Consider the following 12,936-nt stretch of genomic DNA (forward strand, 5'->3'; position numbering starts at 1 on the left):
AAATATGGACGGCCGACGCCTCAGAAGCGGGAAAGAGTTCATCGAAGAAGCAGGTTCAAAGCGTCGGAAGTCTCTTTGAAAACATTCGCGCAATTTTGACTTCTTGTCTTTGACAAGTTAAAAATTATATCTTCTTGACGACGAGCCCCGAATAAGGCATAATTATTCACATGAAAACTTTCTGTCTTTCGCCGTGCTTTCCTAACAATAAATAACATTCGGAAGAGCACCGTCGGCGATCGTTTCTTTGGACACGAACAAGACGGAAAGCGGATCGAGAAACAAAGCGGTCTGCGGGACAGACCGCGCGGCGGCGACGCGATGTCGCCATCCCGTCCCCGGCGGGCGCTGGCGGGAGACGGGACGGCAGTTTGGCTTTCAGTGCTCTTATCCTATCGAAGGAGATGGCATTACATGAAGAAAAGCACCATTCTGGCTCTCGCGGCCCTCGTTCTCGGTGTGGCGGCCAGCACCGCTTTCGCGGCCAAGGATCGTCTGATCGTCGCCGATCAGTACGACGTCACCAGCATGGATCCTATCGGCCACAACGACGTTCCCAGTTCGCGCTGCTGCTTCGAGCTGTACGACACGCTGATTTTCCGCGACAATCAGAACGTTGTCACGCCCGGTCTCGCCGAGAGCTGGGAGTTCGTCTCGCCCACCGAGATCAAGTTCGTGCTCCGCAAGGGCGTCAAGTTCCACAACGGCGAAGAGCTGAAGGCAGAGGACGTCGCTTTCACGCTGATGCGCGCCACCACCGACAAAGGCGCCAAGATCCGCAGCTATTCCCAGGACGTCAAGGATGTCAAGGTCCTCGACGACTACTCCTTCGTCATCGAACTGAAAGCCCCCAACTCCTCGTTCTTCAATTCCCTGACCCACAGCTGGGCCTCGATCCTCAACAAGAAGGCCGTCGAAGCCGCTGGCGACAACTATGGCACCTTGGCCGCGCCGCCCGTCGGCACCGGCCCCTTCAAATTCCTGAGCTGGCAGAAGAACGACAAGTATGAGCTTGAGCGCTTCGACGGTTTCTGGGGCGAAGCTCCCAAGTACCAGTATCTCGAAGTCCGTTCCATCCCCGAAGCCAACAACCGCACCATCGAGCTCGAGACCAAGGGCGTCGATATCGCCTTCCCCATCGCCGTCAACGACCTGAACCGCGTCAAGGATAACCCCGAACTGGTTCTGCAGCAGGTTCCCGCCGTCAACGTCACTTACCTTGGTTTCGACACCGTCAAGGCTCCCTTCGATAACGTAGTCGTCCGCCGCGCCGTCAACGCCGCCATCGACAGCATCGGCATGCACAAGGTCGTCTATGAGAAGCTCGGCAAGAACGGCTCCGTGCCCCGCGCCATTGTGCCCGCGGCTCTGCCTTACAGCATCGCCAACGATCAGCCCGAGCACGTGCAGGATCAGGAGCTTGCCAAGAAGCTGCTCGCCGAATCGGGCATCGATCTGAACAAGACCTACCAGATCTGGACGAACGAGCGCAAAGAACGTCAGGACATGGCCCAGATCATTCAGGGCATGCTGGCCGAAGTCGGCATGAAGACCGAGATCAAGGTCCTCGAGTGGGGCGCGTATCTCAACGGCCTGCAGGAAAAGAACCATGACATGTTCATCCTCGGCTGGTCCACCAGCGTTCCCGATCCCAACTTCGCCATGAGCGGTCTGCTTGAGACGAACGCCGGCTCCAACTATACCTTCTTCAGCAACGCCGCTTTCGACGCCGCCATGGACAAGGGACGCAAGACCCTCGACGGTCCCGAGCGCGCCGCCGTTTACAAGGAAGCTCAGGAAATCCTCCTTGATCAGTGCCCCCAGGTTTATCTTCACAGCGACGACAACTGCGTCGGCACTCAGAAGTATGTCAAGGGCTTTGAAGTCGGCGCGAACGACACCTACAACTTCCGCACCGTCTACTTCGAGGACTAATCCGCAGCGCCTGCCGGCTTGAGGAAAAAACTCAGGCACGCGCGCAAGCAGGGGAATTTCCTGTTCCCCTGCTTTTTTCTTTGGCGTTCTGTATCGGTTTGAGAGTCCAATTCATAGCTAATCTGTCTTTATTCTCACACCGTGAACCCAACGGTCAAAATTCGACGAAAAGAAGGTAAAACCATGCTTCGATACATTCTCCGCCGGATTATCCTGCTCATTCCCGTACTGGTCGGCGTGGCGTTCTGCGTCTTCCTGCTGCTCTATCTGACGCCGGGGGACCCGGCCAAGATGGTGCTCGGCGACCAGGCCACGGAGACTGCCATTCAAGAGTTCCGCGAACGGGAAGGCCTGAACGATCCCTTCTGGATCCGCTTCGGCACATATTTATACAAGATCGTCGTCAAGGGAGATCTCGGACGCTCCTACGCTTCCAGAACGCCCGTCATGAAGGAGCTGCTGGCGGCGTTTCCGGCTACGTTGAAGCTGGCCGGCTTCGCCATATTCATAGCGGTCCTCATCGGCATCCCATGTGGCATCGTTTCCGCCATCAAGCAATACTCGCTTTTCGATACCGTCACCATGATCTTCGCCATGATCGGTTTGTCCATGCCCGTGTTCTGGCTGGGGCTGCTGCTGATCCTGTTCTTCTCGGTGCGTCTGCGCTGGCTGCCGTCGTCGGGTTTTTCCACGTTCAAGGCGATGATCCTGCCTTCGGTCGCGCTGTCCGCTCAGTCCATCTCAATGATCACGCGCATGACCCGTTCCTCCATGCTCGAGGTCATCCGCGCCGACTACATCCGCACGGTGCGCGCCAAAGGGCAGACCGAACGCGTCGTCATCTGGGGGCACGCGCTGCATAACGCGCTGATCCCCGTGGTCACGCTCTGCGGGCTCCAGTTCGGACACTTGCTGTCGGGCGCTCTGCTGACGGAATCGATTTTCGCCATCCCCGGCGTCGGGCGCGTCATGCTCACGTCCATCATGGCCCGCGATTATCCCATGGTGCAGGGAGCCGTGTTGTGCGTCTCGGCGGCGTTCAGCGTCGTCAACCTGCTGGTTGACATTCTGTACGCCTTCATCGATCCGCGCATCAAGGCGCAGTACAAACGATAGAGGAGGTCATCTCATGACTGAAAAAGTTATCGACGCTCCCGTCAAAAAACAGCGCCGCGGCATCGCCGAAGTCTTGCATCGCCTGAGCAAAAGTCCTCTGGCCATGTTCGGGCTGGGTTTTATCATTCTGCTGGTCATCTGCGCCATTTTCGCAAATCAGCTGGCGCCGTTCTCCTTCTCCAAGCAGGACCTGATGCACACGTTCGACCTGCCGTCGGCCAAGCATCTGCTCGGCACCGACGAGTTTGGGCGCGACATTCTCAGCCGCCTGATTTTCGGCGCGCGCGTGTCGCTGCAGGTCGGTTTCATCGCCGTCGGCATTTCGCTGGTCGTTGGCGGCCTGCTCGGCGCGTTCGCCGGCTTTTACGGCGGCACGCTCGACAACGTGATCATGCGCGTCATGGACGTGCTGCTGGCCGTTCCGCAGACGCTGCTGGCCATCGCCATCGCCGCGGCGCTCGGGCCGGGTTTGTTCAACATGATGATCGCCGTCGGCATTTCCGCCGTTCCCAACTACGCGCGCATCGTGCGCGGCTCGGTGCTCTCGATCCGCGGCATGGAGTACGTCGAAGCGGCCCGCGCCGTCGGCTCTTCCGATCTGCGCATCATTCTGCGCCACATCATTCCCAACAGCATGGCCCCGATCATCGTGCAGTCCACGCTGGGCGTCGCCTCGGCGATCCTCAACGCGGCCGGGCTGTCGTTCATCGGGCTGGGCATCCAGCCGCCCAATCCCGAATGGGGCGCCATGCTCTCCGGCGGGCGTCAGTACATCCGCGACTTCCCGCATCTGACGCTCTATCCCGGCCTGGCCATCATGCTCACGATTCTGGCCCTGAACTTCCTCGGCGACGGTCTTCGCGACGCCCTGGATCCCAAGCTGAAGCGCTAAGGAGGAGCCTGCCATGTCCGAAAACAAAGATTTGCTCCTCGAGATCAAGGATCTGACCATCCACTACGTCACCGAGAGCGGCCGCGTCCACGCCGTCGAAGGGCTGAACCTCGAACTGGCGCCCGGCGAGACGCTGGGCTTCGTCGGCGAAACGGGCGCCGGCAAGACGACCACCGCGCTGGGCATCATGCGCCTGCTGCCCATGCCGCCCGCCAAGATCGTTTCCGGCGACATCCTCTTCGAAGGCGAGAGCCTGCTGAGCAAGCCCGAAAGCCAGATGCGCGCCATCCGCGGCGGCAAGATCGCGATGATCTTCCAGGATCCCATGACCTCGCTGGATCCCGTCGTTCCCGTCGTCGAACAGATCGCCGAGATGGTGGAGCTGCACCAGAAGGGCACCAAGGCCGACGCGCTCAAACGCGCCGGCGACATGCTCGAACTGGTCGGCATCCCCCGCGAGCGCGGCGTCGCCTTCCCGCACCAATTTTCGGGCGGCATGAAGCAGCGCGTCGTCATCGCCATCGCGCTGGCCTGCGACCCGACGCTGCTGATCGCCGACGAGCCGACCACGGCTCTGGACGTGACGATCCAGGCTCAGGTGCTCGAGCTGATGCACGAGCTCAAGGAAAAGTTCAAGACTGCCATGATCATGATCACCCACGACCTGGGCATCGTCGCCGAGATGTGCGACAAGGTGGCCATCATGTACGCCGGTCGCGTCGTCGAGTACGGCACGACCGAGATGATCTACAACCACCGCCTGCATCCCTACACGGAAGGGCTGTTCAACTCGCTGCCCGACCTCGAGTCGGAGCAGGAGGAGTTGAAGGTCATCCACGGCCTGATGCCCGATCCCACCAACCTGCCTTCGGGCTGCTGCTTCCATCCCCGCTGCCCCTACGCGACGGAAAACTGCTCCAAGAGCGCGCCGGAAATGGCCGAAGTGGCGCCCGGACATTTCGTCGCCTGCCCCGTGCGCACGGCGGCGCTGAAGAACGACTAAAGGAGGCCGATGACTATGACTGAACAGCTGAACAACCAGCCCATGGTAGTTGTCAACCACCTGAAGAAGTACTTCAACACGCCGCGCGGTCTGCTCCATGCGGTCGACGACGTTTCTTTCTTCGTCAACCGCGGCGAGACGCTGGGATTGGTCGGCGAATCCGGCTGCGGCAAGTCCACGCTCGGCCGCGCCATGATCCGCCTGCTGGAACCGACTTCCGGCGAAGTGAAGTTCTGGGGACGCGACATCGTCGGCCTGAGCAAGGGCGAAATGAAAGAAATGCGTAAAAAGGTCCAGATCGTTTTCCAGGATCCCTACTCCTGCCTGAACCCCCGCCTTTCCGTTTCCGAACTGATCGCCGAACCGCTGATCGTCAACAAGATCTGCTCCAGCCGCAAAGAAATGAACGACCGCATCACCAAGCTGATGGACACGGTCGGCCTGGCCCGCCGCCTGATCGGCGCCTACCCTCACGAACTGGACGGCGGCCGCCGCCAGCGCATCGGCATCGCCCGCTCGCTGGCGCTCGATCCCGAGTTCATCGTCCTCGACGAACCCGTTTCCGCCCTCGACGTGTGCATCCAGGCTCAGGTGCTCAATCTTCTCAACCAGCTGCAGAAGGAGAACAACTACACCTACGTGTTCATCTCCCACAATCTCAGCGTCGTCAAGCACCTCTCCGACCGCATCGCCGTCATGTATCTGGGCAAGATCGTGGAGCTGACGGACTACAAGACCACCTTCAAGAATCCCCTGCATCCCTATACGCAGGCGCTGCTGTCGGCCATTCCCATCCCCAAGGTGGGACAGAAACGCAACCGCATCATCCTCGAAGGCGACGTGCCCAGCCCCGTCAACCCGCCCCAGGGCTGCCGCTTCGCCGGCCGCTGCCGTTTCGCCCAGGACGTCTGCCGCCAGCAGTCGCCCGAGCTGAACGAGTACGAGCCGAACCATTTCGTGGCCTGCCATTTCACCGGCAAGCTCCAGTACGCCCGTTAATATCGCTCCAAAAAAGGGTCTGTGTGCGCCACAGGCCCTTTTTTGATGACGCCGTTTTTATTTTTTTGCGGTAGAATAGTTTCGCGCCAACAATTTCCCATTGCTTTTTCGAAGGAGGATCTTTCATGTCTTCACTGGTTGATCGCTTTATCCGCTACGTCAAAATCGACACGCAGTCGGCCGAAGGGCAGAATTGCGTGCCCAGCACGCCCTGCCAGCACGATCTCGCCAAAGTCCTCGGCGAAGAGCTGCGCGGCCTCGGCCTCAGCGACGTGACGGTCACCGAGAACGCTTACGTTTGCGCCACTCTGCCCGCCAACTGCGAGGGCGCGCCCGCCATCGGCTTTTGCGCCCACATCGACACGGCCCTCGAAGTGACCGGCAAAAACGTCAAACCCCGCCTCGTCGAGAACTACGACGGCGGCGACGTCGTGCTCAACGCCGCCGAGAACGTGGTGCTGTCGCCGAAAGTTTTTCCCGAGCTGAGCGACCACAAGGGCGAGACGCTGATCGTCACCGACGGCACCACGCTGCTCGGCGCCGACGACAAGGCCGGCGTCGCCGAGATCATGACCGCCGTCGAGCACATGGTGCGGCATCCCGAATTCAAACACGGCAAAATCGTGGTCTGTTTCTGCCCCGACGAGGAGATCGGCCACGGCGCCAAGTTCTGGGATCTGGAAAAATACGGCGCCGACTTCGCCTACACCGTCGACGGCGGCGGCACGGGGACCTTCTCTTACGAGACGTTCAACGCCGCCCAGGCGCACGTGAAGATCAAGGGCGTCGCCGTCCATCCCGGCACCGCCAAGAACAAGATGATCAACGCCGCCATGGTGGCCATGGAGTTCGCCGCCTCGCTGCCGCCCGCCGAGACGCCGCCCCACACGGAGCTGTACGAAGGGTACTACCACATGACCGGGATCGCAGGCGGCGTGGAAGAGGCGGAGATGACCTACATCATCCGCGACCACGACACCGCCAAGTTCGAGGCGCGCAAAGAACATTTCCAGCTGCTCGTGCGCCAGCTCAACGAACGCTGGGGCCGCGAACTGGCCGAGCTGGAAATGCACGACCAGTATTACAACATGGCCGTGCCGCTGCAGAAGCGCATGGACATCGTCAACACCGCGCTGAAAGCCTACGAGATGGCCGGCGTCACGCCGAAGATCATCGCCGCCCGCGGCGGCACCGACGGCTCGCAGCTCTCCTTCCGCGGCCTGCTCACGCCCAATCTCTTCATCGGCGGCTACAACTGCCACGGCAAGTACGAATACGCCGTGGTCGGCGCCATGGAAAAATGCGTCAAGGTCATCCTCAACATCGTCCAGCTGTACGCCGAAGGCAAACAGGTCAAATAAACGGCGCGCCCAACAAACGAACCGCCCCGCTGAAATTTCAGCGGGGCGGTTCGTTTGTTTTTCGCTTCTTGAAACGTGCGGAAAGAACGTTTTTACTGCGCCGCGGGTAGGATCGCGCCCACCATTTCGGCGTTGGGCGTCACTTCGAGCACGAGCGTGTCGGCGTCGGCGTTGACCAGGTTGACCGCGTCGACCATGCCCATGTTGTCCAATACCATGGAGACGATGCCCTTCGCGTCGTCGCCGCCCAGCGCCGGCATGACGCTGTCGCCGAAGTCGGCGAACAGCTTCTTCAGCACGGGCTGCAGGACTTTGACGTCGAAGCCGAGCGCCACGTTGCGGGGCTCGAGCGCCGCCGCAAGGCCGGAAGCCGCTTCCGCGGCCTGGCCGAACTGATCGGCGTTCATGCCGGCGATCAGCAGGCCCTTCTCGCCGCCGGCGACGAGGACCGAGACGGGCGCGGCGAACGCGAAGCCCTTCCAGCCGTCCGCGTCGTAGGCGGCCGGTTCGCCGGCCACCATCTTGCCCTGCTCGGCGAGCATGTTGGCAAGCGCGGCCGCCTTGGCGGCGTCGATGTCGGAAACGTGCAGGTACAGGCCGGGGATTTCGCCCACCATGGGTGCGGCCAGCTTGCCGGCCACGCCGAGCGTGACGTTGCCGCGCAGGATCTTGACGACGTCCGCCCACTCAAGGCCGACGGCGCCAATGGCTCCATTGATTTCTGACTCGGCTTCCTTGAGCATGTCCGCGTCGGCGATCAGGTCGGCGAGCTTGAAGTTCTCCGGCAGGAAGGAAGCGGACAGGTTCACGAGAGCGGCCAGCGGCGAAGAGCCGTAGACGAACGGGGCCTTGGCCGCGGCGCCGCCGTTGAGCACGGCGCGCAGATCCTTGCCGATCAGGGCGCCGATCTCGTCCACAAGGTTGCTCCACAGCATCGCCTTCACGGACGTCGCCGTGTCGTCAAGCCCCAGTTCGAGGCTGAGCGGCTGCGGCAGCGGCGCGTCCATCTTGGCCAGCGTCTCCGCCGAGATCTGCATCTGCGCCCAAACGTTGGCGGGCGTGCGGGCCATCACCACGGCGCTGTTCTCGGGAGCGCCGGCCATCACGGCCAGGTTGGCGGGGTCGCCGCTCGCGCCGATCAGGTACTTGGCGCCGTCGCGCTCCAGCGTCGCCAAATAAATCAGGCCGATGGAGCCGTCCTCGGAGTCAACCGTGCCCAGCGGCGTGACGGTCGTGCCTTCGGGAGCGGTCACCGTGAACTCGGGGGCCTTGAAATTGCCGGCAGCCGCAAAATCCTCGGCGGTCAGGGGCGCTTTCATCTCCATCGCCAGAGCCAGCTTATCGACCTCGTCGAGGCTCGACTTCAGAGCGATGCGCACGTCGAAGCTGCCGGCCTTGTCGGCGTAGTTCTTCACCTGCTCGGCGGGCAGCATTTTCATGGCGCGCATCAGCAGAGAATCCGCCGGTTTGTTCAGCAGCGCCTGCGCGTCGCGCAGTCCGAACGCGGCCCAGTCGCCGCCGCCAACCAGACCGGTCGTCAGATCGCCCGGCCGGGGAGCAGCGAACGCGGAAGACACCAGGAGCGCCAACGCCGCCGAAGCGGCCAGAACGGAACGGAATTTCTTCATAAGACATTCCACCTTTCAAATATTCGTCTCGCCCTGCGGCAAGAACCACATCAGCCCCTCTTACGAAAGGCGCACTACCGGTTTGAATCTTATCATTCCGAAACTCTTTCCTCAATGCATAATATTAAATAAAATACTATCTAAAGCGGGATATTCTTCGTGCCTTTCCCTTCGCACGGCCCCCGGCGTGCCATCCGCGCGCCGCTCATCGGCCGGCGGCCTTCACGGAACGCCGCATCCATCCCTATCCTACCATGGAACGAGACGCTCGCATCACCCGATAGGATGAAATTTCTGCGTCGCCCCCGACAGAAAATCCGGACCGGCTGCCCAGCAGCCGGTCCGGATTGGGCGCAAGCGTCACGCCCTGTTTTTCAGCGTCATCTTTTGAAGCAGATACATCGCCACGCCGACGCCGGCGCCGATCACGTCGGTCATCCAGCCAGGCTGGATCAGCAGCAGCGAAGCGGCGAAGATCACGGCGCGCTCGAACAGGTTCAGATTGCGCAGCCAGTAGCCCGCCGCCGCGAAGGACAGCAGCACGGTGCCGAGGATCGCCGTCACGACCGGCACGGTCGTGTTGGCGACAGAGGCGTTGATCATCAGCAGTTCGGGGCTGTAAACGAAGAAATAGGGAATCAAAAATCCGGCCACGGCCAGACGCAGGGCGGTAAAACCGGTGCGCATCGGGTTGGCTCCGGCGATACCGGCGCCGGCGTAGGCCGCCAGCGCGACCGGCGGCGTCAGGTCGGCGATGATGCCGTAGTAGAAGATGAACATATGCGCCGCCAGCACGGGCACGCCGAACTTCTGAATGGCGGGCGCGGCCATCGAAGCCAGCACGATGTACTTGGCGGTCGTGGGCAGCCCCATGCCGAGCAGGATCGACGTGATCATGGTCAGCACCAGCGTGAAGAACAAATGCCCGCCCGCCAGCGAAACGATGCCGTTGGCAAGCTTCAGGCCGATGCCGGTCAGCGTCACGGAGCCGATCACGAGGCCGGCGCAGGCGCAGGCCGCGGCGACGCCGAGAGCGCTGCGGGCGCCTTCGTCGAAAGCGGCGATGATGTCGCTCAGCTTCATGCGCGTGTTCTTGCGGCACATGGCCACGGCCACCGTCCAGAGGATGCTGTAGAACGCGGCCTTCAGCGGCGTATAGCCTTTGATCAGCATGTAAACGATGACGAACAGCGGGATGAGCAGGTGCCCGCCGGCCAGGAAGATCTTCTTCGTGTTGGGCAGCTGCTCTTTGGGCAGCCCCCGCAGGCCGAGGCGCTTGGCTTCCATGTGGATCATGATGAACACGGCCATGTAATAGAGCAGGGCGGGAAGCACGGCGGCAATGGCGATCGTGATGTAGGGCACGCCGATGAAGTCGGACATGATAAAAGCCGCCGCCCCCATGATCGGGGGCATCAGCTGGCCGCCCGTGGACGACGCCGCTTCGACGGCGCCGGCAAAGTGCGGCAGGTAACCGATGCTCTTCATCAGCGGGATCGTGAACGTTCCCGTCGTCACCGTGTTGGCCACGGAACTGCCGGAAATGGTGCCGAAGAACGCCGACGAGATGACGGCCACTTTGGCCGGGCCGCCGGCCTGATGCCCGGCCGCGGCAAGGGCCAGATCGATGAAGAACTTGCCCAGCCCGGTCTTGTTCAGGAAAGCGCCAAACAGGATGAACATGAAGACGAAGGTCGAAGAAACGCCGACGGGCGAGCCAAGAATCCCTTCAGTGGTCAGGTACATGTGGTTGACGATACGCGTCCAGCTGAAACCGCGGTGAGCGAGGAAGCCGGGCATGATCTTGCCGAAATGGGCGTAGAGCACGAAGACCAGGGCGACAAGCACGATCGGCAGCCCGACGATGCGGCGCGCCGCTTCGAACGTGAACAGGATCGCCAGAGCGCCGAAGATCAGGTCGAACGTCGTGGGCAGTCCGCCGCGGTACAGGATCGCCTCGTAATTGACGACAAGGTAGATCATCGTCGAACCGGCAAGAACGGCCAGCACCACGTCGAGCCAATGCATCGTCTTTCTGGAGAACGACGCGAACGAAGGATACAGCAGGAAAATCAGCACGAACGTGAAGAACACGTGCAGAGGACGCTGAATCTGCGCCGGCAGCACGCCGAAACCGGCCGTATAGAACTGGAACAGAGAAAAAACGATGCAGATGAGCTTGATCGCCTTGCCCCAGAAACCATCCGGGCGACGGTACCGCGATTCCGTATCGTACTTTTCGAGATTCTCCTGGACTGCGCTCTGGTCGCCGGCCACCGTGTCGGCATTCAGCTGCTTTTTCTCTTGCGGCAGCTCCGTCGCGCCTGACTCTTTCTTCATTTCATCCATATTCCCATACCCCCTTATACTCTACAACATGCTCCGACATTTAAACTTCAGCAGTTCGCACAGATTCCCTTCGTGGACCGTGAACGTCAGCGGCTTCCCCGGGGCGGACACCCACTGCTTCAGCCTGAATTCATCCTTCCCGACACACAGCGTGTGATCCGCCACGACCTTGCTGATGCGGTAGGTCACCGCGGGGAGCCTCAGATGAAAACCCCTGATGTGGTATGCGCCGTCCTCCACCGTGAACGTCTGGCCGTCCAGAGGCTCCGTCGGCAGCCCCGCGCCCATCATGTCATAAACCGTTTCGCGCAGGATGGAACAGCCCGGGGCAATCTCGTAGATCTCGTCCACCGGGCGCCGTGCCACCGAATGGATAAAACGCACCGTGTAGCGCTCTCCCAGTTTTACCGGACGCAGATAGACCACCGTCCCCCGTTCATCCGTCACGGTCAGATACTGCTGCCGCACACCATACAGGATCCCCGCGGCAGCCATAAGCAGAAAGACGAAAAGAAACGCACGGCCTAGGGATTTTTTCATGTTCACGTCCTCTCCGCCGCACATCGCCGGCAGAACGAAAAGTCACGCTTTTTCCTGAAAAAACGGAAGGAGCCTCGCGACTCCTTCCGTTTGAGAAAGCTCCAAACTTCCGAGCCCCGCTTACTTGACCAGGCCGACTTCCTTGTAGTACTTCAGAGCGCCGGGGTGAATGTCAAGCGTCATGCCGTCAAGAGCGTGCTCAAGCGTCAGATTCTTGCCCTTGGCGTGCGCGTTGCCAAGCGCCTCGAGATTCTCGAAGATCGCCTTGGTGACGGCGTAGGCTTCGTCTTCCGACATGTCGCGGCGGGCCACAAGGCACGCCTGCACGGCGATAGTCTCGACATCGTGATCAAGCCCGCTGTACGTCCCCTTCTCAATCAGCGCGGGGGCGAAGAACGGATATTTGGCAATGATGTCGTCGCGAAGCTTGTCCTTGATCTCGAGGAAACGCAGAGGCTGCGTCGTGACGATCTCCTGAATGCCCGAGTTGGGAGCGCCGGTCGTGAAGGTGAAACCGTCGATCAGGCGATCCTTGAAGTGCGACGTCGCCTCGGCGTAGGACAGGAAGTGAGGCGTAAACCCTACGTAATTGGCGCCGTCAAACAGGCCGATCTCGCCGAAAATCTGGCGGGCGTTCGCTTCGTTGCCGGAGCCGGGCGCGCCGACGGAAATATTCTTGCCCTTGAAGTCCTCCAGCGACTTGATGGCGCTGTCGGCGTTGACGGCGACCTGAATGTGCTCGGGATAAATGCGGCAGATGCCGGTCACGTTCGCCAGCGGCGCCTTGAAGAACATCACGCCGCGCTTGGCGTAATCGGCAGTATCGTTCTGCACCAGAGCCAGGTCGATGTCGCCGGCGTTGAGCAGATTCAGATTCTCGACGGAAGCCCCCGTCGCCTGGGCTACGCAGGCGACCTTGCCGCCGGAATGGTCGGTGATGATCTGGGAGATGGCGCCGCCCAGAGGATAATAGGTCCCCGACGTGCCGCCCGTGCCCATGATGAACTGGCTGGCCGCGAAAGCCGTCGAAGCGGCAAAAAGCCCCGCGAGCGCAACTGCCAAAACTCTTGATTTCTTCATCCGTATCCCCTCCACAGAATAAGATATGAATCT

Annotated in this window: 10 protein-coding genes; 6 read left to right on the top strand and 4 right to left on the bottom strand. The window is 61.1% G+C overall.

What is annotated here, in order from left to right:
• The first annotated feature begins 414 nt into the window (after nt 1-414).
• The 6 genes from D7D26_RS00165 (at nt 415) to pepT (ending at nt 7,306) form a co-directional block, all read left to right on the top strand.
• A complete protein-coding gene (locus D7D26_RS00165) occupies nt 415-1,935 on the top strand; it encodes an ABC transporter substrate-binding protein (protein WP_158606202.1) in 1,521 nt (506 codons plus the stop codon).
• Between the two features lie 183 nt (nt 1,936-2,118).
• Nucleotides 2,119-3,051, top strand: a complete 933-nt coding sequence (locus tag D7D26_RS00170; RefSeq protein WP_078016181.1) for an ABC transporter permease — start codon at nt 2,119-2,121, stop codon at nt 3,049-3,051.
• A 13-nt stretch (nt 3,052-3,064) separates the two neighbouring features.
• Nucleotides 3,065-3,943 (top strand): ABC transporter permease, encoded by an 879-nt coding sequence (locus D7D26_RS00175; RefSeq protein ID WP_078016180.1) that lies wholly within the window; start codon nt 3,065-3,067, stop codon nt 3,941-3,943.
• Between the two features lie 13 nt (nt 3,944-3,956).
• Nucleotides 3,957-4,946 (top strand): ABC transporter ATP-binding protein, encoded by a 990-nt coding sequence (locus D7D26_RS00180; RefSeq protein ID WP_078016179.1) that lies wholly within the window; start codon nt 3,957-3,959, stop codon nt 4,944-4,946.
• A 15-nt stretch (nt 4,947-4,961) separates the two neighbouring features.
• Nucleotides 4,962-5,945 (top strand): ABC transporter ATP-binding protein, encoded by a 984-nt coding sequence (locus D7D26_RS00185; RefSeq protein ID WP_078016178.1) that lies wholly within the window; start codon nt 4,962-4,964, stop codon nt 5,943-5,945.
• A 125-nt stretch (nt 5,946-6,070) separates the two neighbouring features.
• On the top strand, nt 6,071-7,306 hold the full coding sequence (gene pepT / locus D7D26_RS00190) for a peptidase T (RefSeq protein WP_120371557.1): 1,236 nt from the start codon (nt 6,071-6,073) through the stop codon (nt 7,304-7,306).
• Between the two features lie 92 nt (nt 7,307-7,398).
• Here pepT and D7D26_RS00195 read toward each other — a convergent pair whose 3' ends face one another.
• The 4 genes from D7D26_RS00195 to D7D26_RS00210 form a co-directional block, all read right to left on the bottom strand.
• Nucleotides 7,399-8,934, bottom strand: a complete 1,536-nt coding sequence (locus D7D26_RS00195) for a hypothetical protein (RefSeq protein ID WP_120371558.1) — start codon at nt 8,932-8,934, stop codon at nt 7,399-7,401.
• A 360-nt stretch (nt 8,935-9,294) separates the two neighbouring features.
• Nucleotides 9,295-11,283 carry a TRAP transporter permease gene (locus D7D26_RS00200; protein ID WP_078016175.1) on the bottom strand — a complete coding sequence of 663 codons (1,989 nt, stop codon included), beginning with the start codon at nt 11,281-11,283 and terminating at the stop codon, nt 9,295-9,297.
• Nucleotides 11,284-11,304: 21 nt separating this feature from the next.
• Complete coding sequence (locus tag D7D26_RS00205; RefSeq protein WP_158606203.1) at nt 11,305-11,823, bottom strand: DUF1850 domain-containing protein; 519 nt, start codon at nt 11,821-11,823, stop codon at nt 11,305-11,307.
• Between the two features lie 120 nt (nt 11,824-11,943).
• Nucleotides 11,944-12,903 carry a TAXI family TRAP transporter solute-binding subunit gene (locus tag D7D26_RS00210; protein ID WP_078016173.1) on the bottom strand — a complete coding sequence of 320 codons (960 nt, stop codon included), beginning with the start codon at nt 12,901-12,903 and terminating at the stop codon, nt 11,944-11,946.
• Nucleotides 12,904-12,936: the final 33 nt, after the last annotated feature.

It is taken from the genome of Pyramidobacter sp. CG50-2, assembly GCF_003612005.1.
Lineage (GTDB): Bacteria > Synergistota > Synergistia > Synergistales > Dethiosulfovibrionaceae > Pyramidobacter.

Bases quoted from the DNA above. Each gene is read 5' to 3' on its own strand.
- D7D26_RS00165 (WP_158606202.1), top strand. From the start codon at position 415: ATGAAGAAAAGCACCATTCTGGCTCTCGCGGCCCTCGTTCTCGGTGTG.
- D7D26_RS00170 (WP_078016181.1), top strand. From the start codon at position 2,119: ATGCTTCGATACATTCTCCGCCGGATTATCCTGCTCATTCCCGTACTG.
- D7D26_RS00175 (WP_078016180.1), top strand. From the start codon at position 3,065: ATGACTGAAAAAGTTATCGACGCTCCCGTCAAAAAACAGCGCCGCGGC.
- D7D26_RS00180 (WP_078016179.1), top strand. From the start codon at position 3,957: ATGTCCGAAAACAAAGATTTGCTCCTCGAGATCAAGGATCTGACCATC.
- D7D26_RS00185 (WP_078016178.1), top strand. From the start codon at position 4,962: ATGACTGAACAGCTGAACAACCAGCCCATGGTAGTTGTCAACCACCTG.
- pepT (WP_120371557.1), top strand. From the start codon at position 6,071: ATGTCTTCACTGGTTGATCGCTTTATCCGCTACGTCAAAATCGACACG.
- D7D26_RS00195 (WP_120371558.1), bottom strand. From the start codon at position 8,934: ATGAAGAAATTCCGTTCCGTTCTGGCCGCTTCGGCGGCGTTGGCGCTC.
- D7D26_RS00200 (WP_078016175.1), bottom strand. From the start codon at position 11,283: ATGGATGAAATGAAGAAAGAGTCAGGCGCGACGGAGCTGCCGCAAGAG.
- D7D26_RS00205 (WP_158606203.1), bottom strand. From the start codon at position 11,823: ATGAAAAAATCCCTAGGCCGTGCGTTTCTTTTCGTCTTTCTGCTTATG.
- D7D26_RS00210 (WP_078016173.1), bottom strand. From the start codon at position 12,903: ATGAAGAAATCAAGAGTTTTGGCAGTTGCGCTCGCGGGGCTTTTTGCC.